At 66.7% G+C, this 18,664-nt stretch carries 15 protein-coding genes; 8 read left to right on the forward strand and 7 right to left on the reverse strand.

Annotated elements, in window-relative coordinates; translation table 11 throughout:
• Positions 1-40 precede the first annotated feature (40 nt).
• A complete protein-coding gene (locus tag VHP37_31655; protein ID HEX2830932.1) occupies positions 41-1,006 on the forward strand; it encodes a tripartite tricarboxylate transporter substrate binding protein in 966 nt (321 codons plus the stop codon).
• A 6-nt stretch (positions 1,007-1,012) separates the two neighbouring features.
• Here the strand turns inward: VHP37_31655 and VHP37_31660 are convergent, their stop codons facing one another.
• The 3 genes from VHP37_31660 to VHP37_31670 form a co-directional block, all read right to left on the reverse strand.
• A complete protein-coding gene (locus tag VHP37_31660) occupies positions 1,013-2,017 on the reverse strand; it encodes a tripartite tricarboxylate transporter substrate-binding protein (protein ID HEX2830933.1) in 1,005 nt (334 codons plus the stop codon).
• Positions 2,018-2,054: 37 nt separating this feature from the next.
• On the reverse strand, positions 2,055-3,293 hold the full coding sequence (locus VHP37_31665; protein ID HEX2830934.1) for an amidohydrolase family protein: 1,239 nt from the start codon (positions 3,291-3,293) through the stop codon (positions 2,055-2,057).
• A gap of 118 nt (positions 3,294-3,411) precedes the next feature.
• Positions 3,412-5,115, reverse strand: a complete 1,704-nt coding sequence (locus VHP37_31670) for an amidohydrolase family protein (GenBank protein ID HEX2830935.1) — start codon at positions 5,113-5,115, stop codon at positions 3,412-3,414.
• Positions 5,116-5,266: 151 nt separating this feature from the next.
• On the opposite strand from VHP37_31670, the gene VHP37_31675 reads away from it, so the two are divergent.
• From VHP37_31675 to VHP37_31695, 5 genes are all read left to right on the forward strand, one after another.
• A complete protein-coding gene (locus VHP37_31675) occupies positions 5,267-6,520 on the forward strand; it encodes a M20 family metallo-hydrolase (protein ID HEX2830936.1) in 1,254 nt (417 codons plus the stop codon).
• Positions 6,521-6,576: 56 nt separating this feature from the next.
• The gene (locus VHP37_31680; GenBank protein ID HEX2830937.1) at positions 6,577-8,592 is read left to right on the forward strand and encodes a fused MFS/spermidine synthase; all 2,016 of its coding nucleotides are present in this window, start codon (positions 6,577-6,579) and stop codon (positions 8,590-8,592) included.
• Positions 8,589-9,950, forward strand: coding sequence for a Do family serine endopeptidase (locus VHP37_31685; GenBank protein ID HEX2830938.1), 1,362 nt, complete (start codon positions 8,589-8,591; stop codon positions 9,948-9,950). The genes VHP37_31680 and VHP37_31685 overlap by 4 nt, the downstream gene beginning before the upstream one ends.
• A gap of 29 nt (positions 9,951-9,979) precedes the next feature.
• Positions 9,980-10,522, forward strand: coding sequence for a hypothetical protein (locus VHP37_31690; GenBank protein HEX2830939.1), 543 nt, complete (start codon positions 9,980-9,982; stop codon positions 10,520-10,522).
• A 130-nt stretch (positions 10,523-10,652) separates the two neighbouring features.
• Complete coding sequence (locus VHP37_31695) at positions 10,653-10,874, forward strand: glycine zipper 2TM domain-containing protein (GenBank protein ID HEX2830940.1); 222 nt, start codon at positions 10,653-10,655, stop codon at positions 10,872-10,874.
• 58 nt (positions 10,875-10,932) lie between these two features.
• On the opposite strand, the gene VHP37_31700 is transcribed toward VHP37_31695, so the two are convergent.
• From VHP37_31700 to pbpG, 3 genes are all read right to left on the reverse strand, one after another.
• Positions 10,933-12,096 carry an MFS transporter gene (locus tag VHP37_31700; GenBank protein ID HEX2830941.1) on the reverse strand — a complete coding sequence of 388 codons (1,164 nt, stop codon included), beginning with the start codon at positions 12,094-12,096 and terminating at the stop codon, positions 10,933-10,935.
• Between the two features lie 4 nt (positions 12,097-12,100).
• Positions 12,101-13,072: an L-histidine N(alpha)-methyltransferase gene (gene egtD, locus VHP37_31705; protein ID HEX2830942.1), complete on the reverse strand. Its 972-nt coding sequence runs from the start codon at positions 13,070-13,072 to the stop codon at positions 12,101-12,103.
• Between the two features lie 80 nt (positions 13,073-13,152).
• Positions 13,153-14,163 (reverse strand): D-alanyl-D-alanine endopeptidase, encoded by a 1,011-nt coding sequence (gene pbpG, locus VHP37_31710; protein ID HEX2830943.1) that lies wholly within the window; start codon positions 14,161-14,163, stop codon positions 13,153-13,155.
• Positions 14,164-14,611: 448 nt separating this feature from the next.
• Between pbpG and VHP37_31715 the strand changes: the two genes are divergently transcribed.
• Both VHP37_31715 and VHP37_31720 read left to right on the forward strand, forming a co-directional pair.
• On the forward strand, positions 14,612-15,286 hold the full coding sequence (locus VHP37_31715; GenBank protein HEX2830944.1) for a response regulator: 675 nt from the start codon (positions 14,612-14,614) through the stop codon (positions 15,284-15,286).
• Positions 15,279-16,727, forward strand: a complete 1,449-nt coding sequence (locus VHP37_31720; protein HEX2830945.1) for a sensor histidine kinase N-terminal domain-containing protein — start codon at positions 15,279-15,281, stop codon at positions 16,725-16,727. Before VHP37_31715 ends, VHP37_31720 begins: the two co-directional genes overlap by 8 nt.
• Before the next feature lie 7 nt (positions 16,728-16,734).
• Here VHP37_31720 and VHP37_31725 read toward each other — a convergent pair whose 3' ends face one another.
• Complete coding sequence (locus VHP37_31725; GenBank protein ID HEX2830946.1) at positions 16,735-18,567, reverse strand: ABC transporter ATP-binding protein/permease; 1,833 nt, start codon at positions 18,565-18,567, stop codon at positions 16,735-16,737.
• Between the last annotated feature and the right edge of the window lie 97 nt (positions 18,568-18,664).

Below are 18,664 nucleotides of genomic sequence, written 5' to 3' on the forward strand. Positions count from 1 at the left end.
CGGTATGTTGTAATCCTCCAAACGCCACGGAGGAGCTCACATGCATCGCCGTCGCCCGTCGTGCCTCGCGCTCGTCCTCGCCTTCGCTGCGGCGTGGGCTCACGCCCAGCAATATCCGACGCGGCCGCTGCGGATCATCGTGCCTTTCCCGCCGGTCGGCGCGGCCGACCTCCTCTCGCGCACCATGGGACAGAAGCTGGGTGAAGCCTGGGGACACCAGGTCGTCGTCGAGAATCGTCCCGGCGCGGGCGGCAACCTCGGCGTCGAGATCGCCGCGAAGTCGGCGCCCGACGGTTACACCGCGGTGATGGCGGCGGTCACGACCAACGCGATCGGCATGAGCACCTACTCGAAGCTCGGCTACAGCCTCGAAAAGGACCTCGCGCCGGTCTCGCTCGTCGGCAATGTGCCGCACGTGCTGGTCTCGCATCCGTCGCTGCCCGCGCACAACGTGAGGGAGCTGATCGCGCTCGGCAAGAGCCATCCCGGCGCGCTCAATTTCGCGTCGCAGGGTGCGGGAACCCTTTCCCACCTCGAGCAGGAGATGCTCAAGCAGATGGGCGGCTTCACCGCCCTGCACGTGCCTTACAAGGGCAGCGCGCCCGGCCTCGCCGACCTCGTCGCGGGCCAGGTCGTGCTCTTCTTCGACAGCGTGCCGTCGGCGCTCCCGCAGGTGAAAGCGGGCAAGGTCCGCGCGCTCGGCGTCGCCTCGTCGACGCGATCGCCGGCGATGCCGGAGGTGCCGGCGATCGGTGAATCGCTCAAGGGCTTCGCGGCCGATTCGTGGTTCGGGCTCCTGGTCCCGGCGGGCGTGCCGCGCGAGATCATCGTCAAGCTCAACGCCGACGTTCAGAAAGCGCTCGCGCTGCAGGAGACGAAAGAGCGCGTGCTCTCGGTCGGCGGCTTCGTCGTGCCGGGAGGACCGGATCAGCTCAGGGAGCGCATCCGCACCGACGTGGAGAAGTGGGGCAAGGTCGCACGGACCGCCGGCATCCGCATCGACTGACGAAGCCTATTGCAGGTTGCGCGGCATGCCGGCTTCGATCGCGACCTTCGTCCACTTGGCGATCTCCTGCGGGATGATCCTGCGCATCTCCTCGGTGGTCTTGATCTCGAGCACGATGCCCATGCCGGCGAGGAGCTTCGCGGTCTCGGGCGACGTGAAGTAGCGCACGAGCTCTTGGTGAAGCTGGGTGACGATCGGCCGCGGCGTGTGCGCCGCCGTCGCGATCGCGTACCAGTTCGCGCACTCGTAGCCTTTGAAGCCCGATTCGTCCAGCGTCGGCAGCTCGGGCAGCATCTCGGAGCGCGCGAGGCTGCCGACCGCGATGCCCCTCAGCTTTCCCGATTTCATGTGCGGCAGCGCCGCAGGGCTCGCCTGGAAGCCGGCATGCGTCTGCCCGGCCATGATGTCCATCAACGCAGGATAGCCGCCCTTGTAGAGGACGAGGTTGAACTGCTCCTTCGACTGGCTCATGAAGAGCGCGGTCGCGAAGTGCAGGAAGCCGCCCGAGCTCGACAGCACGACCTGCCCGGGCTTGGCTTTCGCCGCGGCCAGCAGGTCCTTGACCGAATTGACCTGCGGCATGGAAGGTCCCACGACGAGGATCAGGAAGCTCTTGCCGATCTTCAGCACGAAGTCGAGCGCCTTCGGCGGATCGTACGGCAGCTTCATCACCGCCGGATTCATCGTGAACGCCGACGAGATGATGACCAGCGTGTAACCGTCGGGCCGTGCTTTCACGGCGGTATCGGTGCCGATGATGCCCTCCGCACCGGCGCGGTTGTCGACGACGACCGGCTGTCCCCACGTCTGCTGAAGATGCTGCGCCCCCATGCGCGCGAGGATGTCGTTGCTCGCGCCCGGCGCGAACGGAACGATCATGCGGATGGGCCGACTCGGATAGTCGCCGCCGGACGCTCCGGCACGGCGGGTTGGCACCGGCGCCTGCGCGGCCTCCGCGGCAATCGACGACAGCGCGATGCATGCTGCGACCACTCGGATCACTCTGCGCATCAGCCCTCTCCTCGCGAAGTCGGTTATGGCTCGCTTCTCATGCGGCTTGCACGGCTGCCGCCTTCGCCTCCCCGGTCACTCCGAGGCCCGCCGCCTTGTCGGCTTTTTCGAAGTCCGCTGCGGTGAAGCCGTAAATGCCGGCGCCGCCCATGAAGATCTTGGCGGCGGTATCGCGCGAGCAGCTCTTGAGGATGTTGTCGGCGACGTTGGGGAAATTCGAATCGAAGTGCGGGTAATCGGTGGACACGCACATGCGATCCGCGCCCATCAGCGCCGCCGTCGATTCGATCTCAGGCTCGCTGCCTTCCACCGCCGCCCAGCAGTTGCGCTGGAAGTATTCTTTCGGCGTCAGCGTGAGATACGGCGCGTGCGAATCGCGGAACTGCGGATAGTCCCATTCGATGCGCGTGAGCAGCCCCGGCGCCCATGAATTCTGGCATTCGAGGAACGCGACCCGCAGCTTCGGATGGAATTCGAAGACGCCGCCGATCATCATCGCGATCAGCGCCTGCTGCATCTCGATCCAGTGCGCGGCGACGTGACGGTAGAAGCGGTTCTCGCCGTAGAGCTCGAGCATGTGCGAGTAGTGCGCGCTCACGCCCTCGTGAAACCCCCACGCCACGCCCAGCTCCTCGTGCACGCTGTACAGCGGGTCCCAGTAGTTCGAATGCCAGAATCGACCGTTGATCATGTTCGGCCGTATGAACGAGCCGACCGCGCCGAGCTCGCGCACGCAGCGCACGAGCTCGCGGCAGGCGAGATGCACGTCGTGCAGGGGGAGCATCGCGGCGAACTTCAGCCGCTCCGGGCTGAACTGGCAGAACTCGTGGATCCAGTTGTTGTAGGCCTGGCACACCGCGAGCGAGAGCCTCGGGTCGATGCCGTTGCGGCTGAGGAAGGACAGCCCCGCCGTCGGATAGAGCACGGCGATGTCGACGCCTTCCATCGCCATGCCCATCACCTGCGCCTGCGCGTCGTAGTCGCGTTCGATCGCGAAGTCGAGCCGGTTCGTTTCGTGAAGACGCGAGCCGGACATCGGCGCCAGCACGGTGCCCTTCCCCGAGCTGCGCGGTTTGCGGTACTGCTGCAGGTCGGCGTCGGAGACGGGCTCGCCGTCGATCAGGATAGATCCCACGTGGCCACGCTTCGGCTTGCCGTCCGCGCCGACGACCACGCTTACGCGGTCCTTGAATCTCGGATCCAGATAGCGATCGAAGAGATCCGGCGGCTCCATCACGTGCATGTCCGAATCCACGAACCGCAAACCATCTTTCATTGCAATCCCCTGAGGTCAGCTCTAGCAGCTAAAGGAAAGGGAGGTTCAAGGAGGGAAACCTTGGTTTCCCTCCTTGTCGTTTACCGGCGTCTTTGCGGGCCCCGAAGGGGACCGCAAATCAGGCGTTAGCCAGGTAGTAGGTGTTCCGCGCGACCTTGCCCGGCAACGCCCCGGTGTGCTCGCCGTTCTCCAGCAGCACTTCGCCGTTCACGATGGTCGCCACAACCCCTTCGGCGGGCTCTTTGACGCGCCAGCCGTTCGCCGGGAAGTCGTGGACGATGCTCTCGTCGCCGGGCTTCACCGTATCCGGGTCGAAGATGACGACATCCGCATTGAGGCCCGGCCGCAGCAGGCCGCGGTCGTACAGACCGAGCGCCGAAGCCGAATCGAACGTCAGGCGCCGCACCGCGAGCTCGAGCGACATGATCTGCTTCTCGCGCACCCACTCGGCCAGGAGCCGCGTGCAGTAGCCGTAGCCGCCGTGGAACTGCACGTGCGCACCGCCGTCGGACAGACCCACGATCGCGTTCGGATGCGTGAGGATCTCTTTCATCGCATCCTTGTCGACGTTGATCTCGGACTGCATGAACTCGGTCTCGAGCTTCTCCTCGACGACGAGATCGAGGAAGGCGTCGATGTAGCCCTTGCCCTGTTCCTTCGCGAGCTGCTCGATCGTCTTGTCGGTCAGGCCCTTGTTCTTCTCCAGCGCCGGCTTGTACACCCACAGGTACTTCCACCACTCCTGCGAATACCCGGGCGCGGGGAGCTTCGTGCCTTTGTGCTCGACGACTTCCTCGTGCAGCTTGCGGCGGATGGCCGGATCGGCGTACGCGCGCAGCTTCTCCCCGTCGGATGCGAGCAGGATCGGATGCCACGTCGGCGTGCCGCGGAACACCTGGCAGTTCTTCATGGTGAAGTGCTGGGTGGTGCGGTTCGGGCTGCACAGCGGGAACGCACGGATGCCGGCCTTCGCGGTCTCCTCGAGCCGCGCCATGTGTTTCTTCCACGCGTCCGGATCGCGGTAGGTCTGGCCGAGGTTGTTGTAGATGACCGTGCGGCCGGTCGCTTCGGAGAGGCGCGCCATCAGGCCGTCCCTGAGCTCCGGCGCGCGGCCGCCGCCGCACTGGATGATGCCGGTGCCCAGCTCGCGCAGCACGTCGGCGATCGCGAAGATCTCTTTCTCGTCGGCGAGCAAAGCGGGGATATGTTTGCCCTGCGGATCGTAGTGCCCGCGGTTGCGCGAGACCGAGAAGCCGAGCGCGCCGGCCTTGAGCCCGTCGCGCACGATGTCCTGCATCTGCCTGATCTCGTCGTCGGTCGCGGTGCGCTCCTGGCTCTCGTCGCCCATGACGTAGTAGCGCACCGGCGTGTGGCCGATGAAGTTGCCGACGTTCACGCCGAGCCGCCCTTCGAGGCGGTTCATGTATTGCGCGATCGATTCCCACTCGACGTCGACCGTGTCGAGCACGTCCATCGGGATCGCTTCGACGTAGGAGAGGAACTCGGCGACGCGCTTCGCCGTTCCCGGACGTATCGGGGCGAGCGCGAGCGAGCAGTTGCCGAACACGACGGTGGTCGCGCCGTGTTGCGGCGAGAACGAGCACAGCGGATCCCACGTCACCTGCGCGTCGAAGTGACAGTGGTTGTCGACGAACCCCGGGGAGACGACGCGCTCTTCGGCATCGATCGTGCGCTTCGCCGGTCCGGAGAGCTTGCCGAGCTCGGCGATCCTGCCGTTGCGTATGCCGACATCGCCTTTGAACGCGGGCATGCCGGATCCGTCGATGACGCGGCCGTTTTTGATCAGCAGATCGAATGCCATCGAACCCCTCCTTGAGGTGGTGCCGGAACGCGGCGCATAGGATCGCGGTTCGGCGCGCAGCAGTTGTTCGGGTGTGTTCTCCTTGGTGAGCGCTATGGGTCGGGCATCGGACATACTACGCTTCTCCAATCAGCGTGTGATCGAGCCTCTTATGCGCGAAGACGTCCACGATGCGGTCACCCGGATCGACCCGGATCGTTTGTGGCAGCGGCACTTGCAGATGGCGCAGATCGGCGCGATCCCCGGCAACGGCGTGAATCGCGCGGCGTTCTCGCCCGAAGACATCCGCGCGCGCCGGCTCCTGCTGTCGTGGGCGCAGGCGCGCAACTTCGCGGTGACCATGGACGCCATCGGCAATATCTTCGTGCGTCGCCCCGGGCTCGACGCGTCCGCCGCGCCGGTGCTGTCGGGCAGCCACATGGACAGCCAGCCGCGAGGCGGGCGCTTCGACGGCATCTACGGCGTGCTCGCGGCGCTCGAAGCGCTGGAGGCGATCGACGACGCCGGCGTAAAGACGCGGCGCCCGATCGAGCTCGTCGCGTGGAGCAACGAGGAAGGCGGCCGCTTCGGTCCGTGCACCATGGGCTCCGCGGTGCACACGCGCGCACGCGCGCTCGAGGATTTCCTCGCCACGCGCGACAACGAGGGCGTCGCGCTCGGCGACGCGCTGAAAGAAACGCTTGCGGCATTGCCCGAAGCGGGCGAGCGCGAGCTCGACACGCCGGCGGCGGCCTACATCGAGGCGCACATCGAGCAGGGACCGCGGCTCGAAGGCGCGAACAAGACGATCGGTGTCGTGACCGGTATCCAGGGGCTGCTCTGGTTCAACGTCGAGGTCTTCGGCGAGACCGCGCATGCCGGCACGACACCGGTGTCGGTTCGGCGCGATGCGGTGCGCTCCGCGGTCGCGATCATCAACGCGCTGACCGAGCTCACGCGAGACCCGACCGATGTCGTGCGCTTCACCGTCGGCCGCATGCTCGTCACGCCGAACTCGAGCAACTCGGTCGCGAGCCATGTGCTGTTCTCGGTCGACATCCGCCATCCGGACCTTGCGACGGTGCAACGCCTCGCCGATGCGGTCGAGCCGCTCGCGCGCAAAGCCGCCGCGCCGTGCAGCGTGAAAGTGACGCCTACGCTCGCCGACGATCCGTGCGTGTTCCACCCGGACGTCGTCGATGCGATCGAGCGCGCAGCCGGCGATCTCGACCTTGCGCGGATGCGGCTGCCGTCGGGGGCCAGCCACGACGCGATGTACATGGCGCGCGTGTGCCCGACCGGGATGATCTTCGTGCCGTGCGAAAAAGGCATCAGCCACAACGAGGCGGAGAATGCGACGCCGGCGGATCTCGCGGCCGGGGCGCGGGTTTTAACGGCGGCGCTGCTCGACCTCGCGAACCGTTAGGGGCGGCGACCGGCAGTGTGGATATAATCCCCCGACTCAAAAGGGGGTTTGGCAACATGGCGATATACGCGCTGACCATCTTCGCGAGCGCGTTCCTGCTCTTCCTCGTCCAACCGATCATGGCCAAGCAGATCCTGCCCTGGTTCGGCGGCTCGGCGGCGGTATGGACCACGTGCCTGGTGTTCTTCCAGTTCCTGCTGCTCTTCGGTTACGCGTACGCCGATTTCACGACGCGGCACCTGAAGCCCAAGCGGCAGGCGATGCTCCATGCGGCGCTGCTGCTGGTGAGTCTCGTATCGCTGCCCATCCTCGCCGATCCTTCGTGGAAGCCGGTGGGCTTTGAGGAGCCGGGCTCGCGCATCCTCGGACTGCTGGGCGCCACGATCGGTTTGCCGTACTTCCTGCTGTCCACCACCGGGCCGCTCGTCCAGGCGTGGTTCGCGCGCACGTCGTACGACTCGCACACCGTCTATCGCCTGTTCGCGCTGTCGAACTTCGCTTCGCTGCTCGCGCTGCTCGCCTACCCGTTCGTGCTCGAGCCGTGGGTGAGCACGGTCGCGCAGGCGAAAGGCTGGAGCGTCGGCTACGCGGTGTTCGCCGCGTTGTGCGCGGCGGCTGCGTTCTACAGCACCCGCAACGCGCCCGACGTGGCCGCGGCGCCCGCAGCGACCGAAGCCGAGACGAACGCGCCCAAACCGACGGCGGGCGACTTCGCGCTGTGGCTGATCTTCTCCGCGATGGGCTCCTTCCTGCTGCTCACGGTCACGAACCACATCACGCACGACGTCGCGTCGGTGCCCTTCCTCTGGATACTGCCGCTCACGATCTATCTCGTCACCTTCATCCTGTGCTTCGAAGGCCGCAGCTGGTATCGCAGGTATCTGTTCCTCGGTCCGCTGCTCGTCGCCGTCGCCGCCATGGCGTGGGCGCTGCACGGCGACATCAGCATCAACAACATCAAGCACGCGATCGCGCTGTTCTGCGCCGGGCTCTTCGTCGCGTGCATGTTCTTCCACGGCGAGCTCGCGAACATGAAGCCCGCGCCGCGGTATCTCACGAGCTTTTACCTCATGGTCTCGCTCGGCGGCGCGCTCGGCGGCTTCTTCGTCGGCTTCGTGGCGCCGCGGCTGTTTCCGACCTATTACGAGTTCGGCCTGGGACTCGTCGTCACGCTGGTCCTCGCGCTCTACGTGGTGCGGCGCATGCCGTTTTTCGTGCCGCTGCTCGTCGTGTGCGCAGGAGGCTTCACCGTCTATCACGTGTATCACTACATGGAGTCGCTGTCGAAGAACGCGCTCGTGATGAAGCGCAACTTCTACGGCACCCTGCGCGTGCGCGATACCGGCTCGGGTGAAGACCGCGTGCGCCGTCTGATGCACGGCGTGATCATGCACGGCGAGCAATATCTCTCGGGCCGGCGCAGGACCGAGCCCACGACCTACTACGGCCCGGGCTCCGGCGTCGGCCGCGCGATCAAGGCGCTGCAAGGCCGTCCGCTGCGCGTGGCGGTGATCGGCCTCGGGACGGGCACGCTGGCGACGTACGGGCGCGCCGGGGACGTCTACCGCTTCTACGAGATCAATCCCGCGGTCATCGAGGTCGCGCAGAAGGATTTCAGCTATCTGTCCGACAGCAAGGCGAAGGTGGAGACGGTGCTCGGCGACGCGCGGCTCGCGATGGAGCGCGAAGCGCCGCAGGGTTACGACGTCATCGCGATCGACGCGTTCTCCAGCGATTCGATCCCCGTGCACCTCATGACGCGCGAAGCGATCGCGGTGTATCTGAAGCATCTCAAACCCGACGGCGTCATCGCTTTCCACGTGACGAACCGCTTCCTGCAGCTCGCACCGGTCGTGCAGGAGCTCGCCGACGAGCGCAAGCTCGCCACCGCACTGGTGATCGACGACGCCGAGGAGAGCGACTTCTCGCGCACCGACTGGGTGCTCGTCACGCGCAGCCCCGCGCTGCTCGAGAGCACGGCGATCGCGAAAGTCGCCGCGCGGATCCCGACTATCCCCGGCCTCGCCGTGTGGACCGACGACTACAACAACCTCTTCCGTATTCTCAAGTGAACAACGCCGTCCTCGCCCTCGCGCGAGCGCTGCTCGCGCTGGTCGTGATGCACGCGGCCGCGCATGCCGCCGCCCCCGGCGGCCTGCCGACGCTCGCGCCGCTGGTCAACCAGGTGACGCCCGCGGTCGTGAACATCTCGGTGGTCACGCGCGCGCCGATGGAGGACAACCCGCTCTTTCGCGACCCGTTCTTCAGGCGCTTCTTCAACCTGCCCGAGCGGCCGCAGCGCAGGGAGCAGGCCGCGGGCTCCGGCGTCATCGTCGACGCCGCCAACGGTTACGTGCTCACCAACAACCACGTCGTCAAGGACGCCGAGCAGGTCACGGTGACGCTGAAGGACCGCAGGCAGTTCCAGGCGAGGCTCGTCGGCACCGATCCCGGCACCGACGTCGCGGTGCTGCAGATCGAAGCGCGCGAGCTCACCGCGCTCAGGTTCGGCGATTCCGACCAGCTCCAGGTCGGCGACTACGTGATCGCGATCGGCAACCCGTTCGGCATCGGGCAGACGGTGACCTCGGGCATCGTGAGCGCGCTCGGCCGCAGCGGGCTGTCGCCGGAAGGGTTCGAGGACTTCATCCAGACCGACGCCTCGATCAATCCGGGCAACTCGGGGGGCGCGCTGGTGAACCTGCGCGGCGAGCTCATCGGCATCAACACCGCGATCCTCGGCCCGAGCGGCGGCAACGTCGGTATCGGCTTCGCGGTGCCGTCGAACATGGCGCGCGCGGTGCTCACGCAGATCGTGAAGTTCGGCGAGGTGCGGCGCGGCCGGCTCGGCGTCGACATGATCGACCTCAACCCGGAGATCGCCAAGCGCCTCGGCGTCTCCACGCTCGAAGGCGTAGGCGTCGCGGCGGTGCAGCCGGGATCGCCCGCCGAGAAGGCCGGGCTGCGCGAGCGCGACGTCATCGTCGCGATGAACGGCCGCGCGCTGCACGGCGCGGCGGAGCTCCGCGCCAGGCTCGCGCTGACGCCGATCGGCGAAGAAATCGACCTGCGCGTGCTGCGGGGCGGGCAGACGCTGAACGTGCGCGTCCGCATCGCGGCGGTCCAGCAGGTGAGCGGCGGCGAAGGCCAGACCATCGCGGCGCCGCAGCTCGCCGGCATGCGGGTGGTCGAGATCGAGCGCGGCAGCCCGCTGTACCAGCGCATCCCGGGCGCCCTGGTCGTCGCGTCGGTCGCGGAAGGCAGCGCGGCGTGGCAGGCGGGGCTGCGCGCCGGCGACATCATCTACGCCGTCAACCGAAGGCGCATCCGCACCGTTGCGGAATTTGTGGCCGCGCTGCGTACGGTCGAACGAGGCTACGTGCTTGCGCTCGTTCGCGGCGATTTCAATCTTTCCATCGTCATACGCTAGCCGCGGGCACGGGCGTTGCTGTAAGGCGTGTGGAGCATCCGGCGAAAAAGCCGGATCCCCGTTTATTTGTAACCGGTTGTAACGTTGTGCGGCGGCGGCGCTACGGGCGCTGTCATACCAATAACAGATGCAGGATCAAGGAGAAGATCATGTCGTACGGAAAGCTGAATCTGGTTGCCGCGGCGCTGGCGCTGGCATTTGCGGGTCCGGTTCTTGCCGCAGATTCCATGTCGAAAGACCAGGTGAAGGCTGAAAAGGAGCGGATCGCGTCCGAAGCCAAGGCGAACAAGGAAAAGTGCAAGGACCTGAAGGCCAACGCGAAGGACATCTGCATGGCGGAAGCCAAGGGCGCGGAGAAAGTCGCCAAGGCCGAGCTCGAAGCCAAGCAGAAGGACACGCCGAAGAATCAGCAGAAAGTCGCTGAGGCGAAAGCGGATGCGGATTACGGCGTCGCGAAGGAAAAGTGCGACGACATGAAAGGCAAGGAAAAGGACCAGTGCCAGAAGGACGCTAAAGCGGCACGCGACGCGGCGAAGAAAGCCGCGAAAGGCGAAGCGCCCAAGAAAGGCTAGCAGGACAGACAGGGGTTGATCAGACGGCTGCCGCCCGTGACCGCGGGCGGGAGCGGTTTGGACGACGCTGGAAACGGCGTGAGGATCGGAGAGGCTCGCTTCCCCTTTTTAGCGAAACGAGGAGTACACCATGAAACGGTTCTTGGCAGTGGCAGTGGCAGCGGGTGCGCTCGCGACGCTCACGGCGTGCGATAGCGTTCCCCTTTCGAAGCAGACGCAGGGTGCGGCGATCGGCGCGGTCGGCGGTGCAGTGGCCGGCAGCGCGATCAGCGGCGGCAGCGCGCTCGGCACGGTGGGCGGTGCGGTCGCCGGCGGCGTGGTCGGTTCGGAAGTCGGGAAGCGCCAGCGCTGACCTGCGGGACGTTGCAGCAACGTGAAGGGCGCTCTTCGGAGCGCCCTTTTCTTTTGCGTTACGCCGCAGGCACCGCGATGCGCGCCCGCCGCATCATCGCGCCGCCGGCGACCAGCATCGCCGAGTTGGTGATGAACACGGGGTAATAGCCGAAGGCGGTTCCGAGGCTGCCGAAGAGCACCGGGATGATGAGGTGCGTCACGTTGTTCGCGGTGACGCGCAGGCCCGCGGCTTCGGCCTGACGGCCCGGTGGCGACAGCGCGTAGATGAGCGACATCGACATCGGCTGGCCGCAGCCGACGCCGAGCCCCAGCAGGAACGCGACACTCCCCAGTACGTAAGGGTTCTCGAAGAACGGAAACAGCACGAACGCGACCGCGGCGATGAAGATACCCCCGGTGAGCACCTGAGCTTCACTGTAGCGCTTCGCCAACCCCGGCAGCAGGAAGCGGATGGTGAACGTCGCGATGGCGAAGACGCCGAGCACGACGCCGATCGCCGAGGCCGACAGCCCGATCGAGTGGCCGTAGACCGGGAAATAGAACTGAAAAAGATCCCACGCCGAGGAGATGATGCCGCTCGCGATGAAGGTGTTGCGCAGCGGCCGGATGCGCCACAGCTCGAACGCGCTGCGCGTGCCCTCGATCCTGCCGCGATTGCGGGGCTTCGGCAGGAACGTGGGTTTGAGCCACAGCAGGAGCACCGGGATCACCGGGAACGCCGACAGGCACCAGAACGCCGCTTTGTACCCCAGATGGTCGATCGCGAGGCCCGCGACGAACGGTCCGGTGAAGCTCGCGGCGGAGAACCCCATGCCGACCAGCGCGAAGTTGCTCGAGCGATTCTTGCCGCCGCCGATGCCGCCGGCGATGCCCTGCACGGTGATGAAGAAGAAGTGAAACGTCGAGCCGAGCACCAGCGCCGAGGCGTACAGCGTGACGAGCGAGGGAAAGAGTGGCGGCAGCACGAGGCCGACGATCACGCCCAAGGTGCCGATCAGCATCGGCAGGCGCGGGCCGACGCGATCGGCGAGGCGTCCCACGTAGACCGCGAGCATCAACGGGAAGACGGCGTACAGCGCCATCAGTACGCCGATCGTGATCTGGCTCGCGCCGAGCTCCAGCGCGAACAGCGAGAGACCGACGCGGCTGCCGCCGAAGCCGGAGTGGCTGAGCCAGCACAGCAGGACGATGACGTAGATGCGCTTGTCGGCCCGGGTCACCGCATCACGCCGGCACGGTCAGGTAGTGGATGGAGAACAGGCGCTGCGGGTCGACCCAGCAGTGCACGGCCTCGAACCCTGCGCGAGCGGCGAGCGTCTGGAAATCCTCCACCGAGTACTTGTACGAGTTTTCGGTGTGTATCGTCTCGCCGTCGCGAAAGTCGAAAGCGCGTCCGTCGACGTGCACCCGCTGCGCCCCGCGGCTGACCAGGTGCATCTCGATGCGGCCCTCGCGCTCGTCGTAGTGCGCGCGGTGCTCGAAGCGGTCGAGATCGAAATCGGCATGCAGCTCGCGGTTGATGCGCGCCAGCACGTTGAGATCGAAAGCCGCAGTCACCCCCTGCGCATCGTTGTACGCCGCGTGCAGGCGCGCGGGATCCTTCTTCAGGTCGACGCCGACGAGCATCGCGCCGCCGCGCCCGGCGACCTGCCGCGCGTTGCGCAGGAACGCGAGCGCGTCGGCCGGATCGAAGTTGCCGATCGTCGAGCCCGGGAAGAACACCACGCGGCGGCTCACGTCGTCCATCGCGATCTCGTCCAGCGGCAGCTCACGCGTGTAGTCCGCGCACAGGGCGATCACTCTCACGCTCGGAAACTCGCGCGCCAGCGCGGTCCCGGCTTCGCGCAACTGCTCGCCCGAGATGTCGACCGCGACGTACACGTGCGGCTGGAGCGCGCGCACCACGAGCCGCGTCTTGCGGCCCGAGCCGCTGCCGTATTCGACGATGGCGCTTCCGGCGCCTATGCGCTGCGCGATGTCGGGGGCGGAGCGTTCGAGCATGGCGAGCTCGGTGCGCGTCGGGTAGTACTCAGGGAGCTCGCAGATCGCGTCGAAGAGCTGTGCCCCGCGCTCGTCGTAGAAGTACTTCGGCGGCAGCGTCTTCTGCGCCGCGGAGAGTCCTTTGACGACGTCGTCGAGAAAGGAGCCCGTGCCGGGCTTGAGGTCACGAAATTCGAACTGCGCGCTCGACGGCATCGGGTCGGCCCGGAAAGGTTTGCTCAGGACGCACAAGAGCGCGCGACGCAGTCAGCGCTCGAGGCTCGACGTTCGGCGGTTCAGCCGGGAGAGGGACGAGCGAGCTGCACCTCGACCCACTTCTTGATGCGGTTTGCGTCGGCGATCCGGGTGTACTTGCCCCAGGAATCGAGCAGCACGATGATGATCGGCGTCGCCGCGATGCGCGCCTGCATCACCAGGCAGCGGCCCGCTTCCTGGATGTAGCCGGTCTTGGAGACGTCGATCTGCCAGTCGTCGCTGCGCACCAGCCCGTTCGAGTTGCGGAACTGCAGGGTTCGGCCGCTGTTCGACTGCACCGCGTGCTCGGTGTCGGTGGTGTAGCGCTGGATCAGGGGATAGCGGTATGCCGCGGTGACCATCTTCGCCAGGTCCTCGGCGTTCGACACGTTCCCCTGATTGAGGCCCGTGCTGTCGAGAAAGTGGGTGCTGTTCATGCCGAGCTCGACCGCCTTGCGGTTCATCGCCTCGATGAAAGCCGGTTGTCCGCCCGGATACGCGCGCGAAAGCGCGGATGCCGCGCGGTTTTCGGAGGCCATCAGCGCGAGATGCAGCAGGTCGTCGCGCGACAGCATGGTCCCGACTCTGAGGCGCGAGCTCGTGTGCTTGAGCGCGTCGACGTCGTCGTCGGTGATGGCGATCAGCTCGTTGAGCTCGAGCTTGGCATCGAGCACGACCATCGCGGTCATGAGCTTGGTGATCGATGCGATCGGCTGGACGCTGCTGATGTTCTTCGCATACAGCGTGCGCCCTGCCGTGGCGTCGATCACGTAGGCCGCCGCCGACCGCAGCTCGGGCTCGGCGCCGTTGTCGTGGACTGCGGGCAGCAGATGGACGGGGTGGGGGCGCGGTTTGGGTGCGGGTGCCGCGGCTTTGACCCGCGGCTTGGCGGCGCGCGCCTGGGAGCGCGCGGCGGCCGCCTTGGCCTGGGACTTGGACTGGGGCTTGGCCTGGTGGGCCTTCTTGCTCGATTTCTGGGACGTCTGGGGGGCCGCCCACGCCGCGCCGTGCAACGCAAACACCGCGACGAGCGCCATGACGAAGCCCTTCACCGAACTCTCCTCTCCCGTGCTGCGCCCAGGTGCGCGTCGAAGCAATAATCTTCGCGAAAATACAGGCTTAACCAACACATTTCAAGAGCTTTTTCAGCATCACCAGCAACGCGTTCCGCCGGCGCTGCGCCGACGAGAAAAGTCACGGGGGCTAAAAAAAACCCCGCTCGGGACAGTGTGGGATGCCCCGGCGGGATTGAAAGAGGCCATGCAACTACCCGCTCAGCACAGGTCGTTGCAACTGCCAGGCCTCCGAGGAGGAAAGACTGACGAGGTCAGAATTCGGTAAAGCGCTCACGTCCGAGGACGTCAGCCGATGGTTCGACGTTAACAATGGAGACTTACGTGAAGCTTACATACGGGGATTACTGCCTGTATGTAGGGGCGGCGCTGACACGGGCCGCCGTGATTTACACTGCATCGACAGACGCCGCCCCGCGAAACATCCATGAGAATCCTCATCGTCGAAGACGATCCCGTGCTCGCAGACGGACTGACGCGCTCGCTGCGTCATTCGGAGTACGCGGTCGATTGCCTGAGCGACGGCGCCGAAGCCGACCACGTGCTGAGCGCGCAGGCGTACGATCTCGTCATACTCGACCTCGGCCTGCCGGGCCTCGACGGCTTCGAAGTGCTGCGTCGGTTGCGCCGGCGCGGCGCGCACGCACCGGTGCTTGTGCTGACGGCGCGCGACGCGCTGTCCGACCGTGTGAAAGGCCTCGATCTGGGCGCCGACGATTACCTCACCAAGCCGTTCGATCTGCCGGAGCTCGAAGCGCGCGTGCGCGCGCTCATCCGGCGCGGGCAGTCCGGCGGCGCATCGGTGCTCACGCACGGCGCGCTCGTGCTCGATACCGCCGGGCGCCGCGCGACGCTCTCGGGCGAGCCGCTCGATCTGTCGGCGCGAGAGCTCGGCGTGCTCGAAGTGCTGATGATGAGAAGCGGCCGCGTGGTCAACAAGGAGCAGCTCGCGGAGCAGCTCTACGGCTGGGACGAGGAAGTCGGGCCGAACGCGATCGAGGTCTACGTGCACCGCTTGCGCCGCAAGCTCGAATCGGCGGGCGTGTCGATCCGCACCATCCGCGGGCTCGGCTATCTGCTGGAGAAGGTCCCGAGTGCCTGAGGCCGCTCTACCCGCGCCCACCGGGCGCAAGCAGACGACGCTGCGCAGGCAGGTTCTGGTGTGGCTCGGCTGGCCGCTGCTCATCCTGTGGTCGGTGAGCAGCGTCGTCGACTACGACATCGCGAATCGCTTCGTCAACCTCGCCTACGACCGCGCCCTGCTCGAATCCGCGCTCGACATCGGCCGGCAGGTGAAGGTGCTGAACGAGCGCATCTACGTCGATCTGCCGGAGATTGCGCTGCAGATGCTGCAATCGCGCGAGTCCGGCAGGCTGTACTACCGCGTCACCGGACCGCACAACGAGTACATCACCGGCGAGCCCGACCTGCCCCCGCCGCCCGATCCTTTCTCCGGCCGCGTCAACTACTACGACGACGAATATCGCGGGCGCAACGTGCGCATCGTCACCCTGCAGCTTCCGCTCGAGCCCGGGAAGAGCGAAGGCATGGTGATGGTGCAGGTCGCGGAGAATCGCTCGGCGCGCAACGAGTTCGCCCGGCAGATCCTGCTGCGCATGGTCCTGCCGCAGGCGCTGCTCATCGTGACCGCGGGCGTGATGATCTGGTACGCGGTCGGCCGCGGCCTCGCGCCGCTCGTGACCCTGCGCCGCGAGATCGAGAACCGCTCGCATCGCGATCTGTCCGCCTTGCCTGAAGAGCACGCGCCGCAGGAAGTGCGGCCGCTGATCCTCGCGATGAACGCCCTGCTCGAGCGCCTGAGCCTCGCGCTCGCCGCGCAGCAGCGCTTCATCGCCGACGCAGCGCATCAGTTGCGAACACCGATCGCGGGACTGAAGACCCAGACCGAGCTCGCGCTGCGGCAGGCGCCGCAAGGCGAAGCACAGACCACGTTGCGCCAGTTGCGCAGCGCGACCGAGCGCACCACGCACCTGGTGAATCAACTGTTGTCGCTCGCGCGCGCCGAGCCGATGGCCGGACGCATGGAGCCGGGCCACATCATCGACCTGCGCCAGCTCGCGCGCGAAGCGACCACCGACTGGGTGCCGCGCGCACTGGAGCGCAACATCGACCTCGGCTTCGACGCGGCATCGGCGGGCGCCTACGTCGAGGGCGACCCCTTTCTCCTGCGCGAGATGCTCAACAACGTGCTCGACAACGCGATCCGCTACACGCAGGGCGGGGGACAGGTGACGGTGCACGTCGCGAACGACGCGTCGGGTCCGACGCTGCAGGTCGAGGACAACGGGCCGGGCATTCCGGACGTCGAGCGCGCGCGCGTCTTCGAGCGCTTCTACCGCGTGCTCGGCACCGGCACCGAAGGCTGCGGACTGGGGCTGGCCATCGTGAGCGAGATCGCGCAAAGCCATGGCGCGCAGGTGAGCCTCGACCCGGGACCCAACGGCCGCGGCACGGTGGTGACGATCGTGTTCCCGCTGCCGAGCGACCTGCGGCCCGAGCCGCGCCTTAAAAGCGCCGCGTAAGGCGCGCTCACCCGGCGGCGGCGACGGCTTCGTCGCGCTCGCGCGCGAGATCCTCCTGCTGCTGAAGCGCCCACATCTGGGCGTACGCACCCCGGCGCGCGAGAAGATCGCGATGGGTGCCGCGCTCGATGATGCTCCCCGCGTCCATCACCAGGATCTCGTCCGCATCCATGATGGTGGACAGGCGGTGCGCGATGACCAGCGTGGTGTGGCCGCGGGCGATGCGGTCGAGCTCGGCCTGTATCGCCTTCTCCGACTTCGAATCGAGCGCGGAGGTCGCCTCGTCGAAGATGAGGATGCACGGCCCCTTGAGGATCGCGCGAGCGATCGCGACGCGCTGCTTCTCCCCGCCCGAGAGCTTGAGCCCGCGCTCGCCGACCCGCGCGTCGTAACCGTCCGGCAGCGAGCTGATGAAGTCGTGGATGTGTGCGGCGCGCGCGGCTTCGATCACCTCTTCACTCGTGGCTTCGGGACGTCCGTACCGGATGTTGTAGTAGATCGTGTCGTTGAAGAGCACCGTGTCCTGCGGGACGATGCCGATCGACCCGCGCAGCGACGACTGCCTGACGTCGCGGATGTCGACGTCGTTCACGCGCACGCTGCCCGCGCCCACGTCGTAGAAACGATAGAGCAGCCGCGCGAGCGTCGACTTGCCCGAGCCGCTCGCGCCGACGACCGCGACCTTGCTTCCCGCCGGTACGTCGAACGAGACGTCGTGCAGGATCTGCCGCTTCACGTCGTAGCCGAAATCGACGTGGTCGAAGCGCACCGACAGCGGGCCCGCGGGCACGTCGACGGAGTCCGGACGGTCCTGGATCTCGCGGTTCTGTTCCAGCAGCGTGAACATGCGGTCCATGTCGACCAGCGCCTGCTTGATCTCGCGGTACACCATGCCCATGAAGTTGAGCGGGATGTACAGCTGGATCAGCAGCCCGTTGATGAGCACGAGGTCGCCCAGTGTCAGCGTGCCGGCGACCACGCCCTGCGCCGCGAGGATCATCAGGAGCGTGATCGCGATCGCGATGATGAAGCTCTGTCCGATGTTGAGGATGCCGAGCGACGCCTCGGTCTTCACCGCGGCCGATTCGTACTGCTTCAGGTTCTCGTCGTAGCGGCGCGCCTCGTATTCCTCGTTGTTGAAGTACTTGACCGTCTCGTAATTGAGCAGGCTGTCGATCGCGCGCGTGTTCGCCTTGGAATCGAGCTCGTTCGCGCGGCGCCGGATGTCGATGCGCCACTCGGTGACCGCGAACGTGAAGGCGAGATAGACGGCCACCGCGCCGAACGTGACCGCGACGAACCGCCAGTCGAACTTCGCGAAGAGCACCGCGGCGACGAGCGTGAACTCGAGCACGACGGGCACGATCGAGAACAGGAGATAGGAGAGCAGCGTCGAGATGCCGCGCGAGCCGCGCTCGATGTCGCGCGACACGCCGCCGGTCTGACGCTCGAGGTGGAAACGCAGCGACAGCGCGTGCAGGTGCCGGAACACGCCGAGCGCGATGCGGCGGATCGCGCGCTGGGTCACGCGCACGAACACGAGGTCGCGAAGCTCGGCGAAGAGCGTGGTCGAGAGCCGCAGCGCGCCGTACGCCACGAGCAGCGCAAGCGGCATGGCGAGCGCCGCCTGCGTCGGCGTCAGGCCGTCGACGATCTCCTTCAGCACGAGCGGCACCGCCACGTTGGCGAGCTTGGCGGTGACGAGGAAGATCATCGCGACGACGACGCGCCACTTGTATTCCCAGACGTACGGCAGGACCAGCGGCACGACGCGCCATTCGCGGCCGCGGCGGGAGGGATCGGGACGGGGGGGCGGCTCGACGCCGCGATGAGATCTCATGAGGGGGTGGATTCTAGCGGCGAATCAACGCCCGTCCGCCGCGCCTCCCTGCGCCGGACGGCAGAAAAAAAACGGGCGCGGAGTCCGCGCCCGAAGA

The sequence above is a fragment of the Burkholderiales bacterium genome, from assembly GCA_036262035.1.
GTDB lineage: Bacteria > Pseudomonadota > Gammaproteobacteria > Burkholderiales > SG8-41 > JAQGMV01.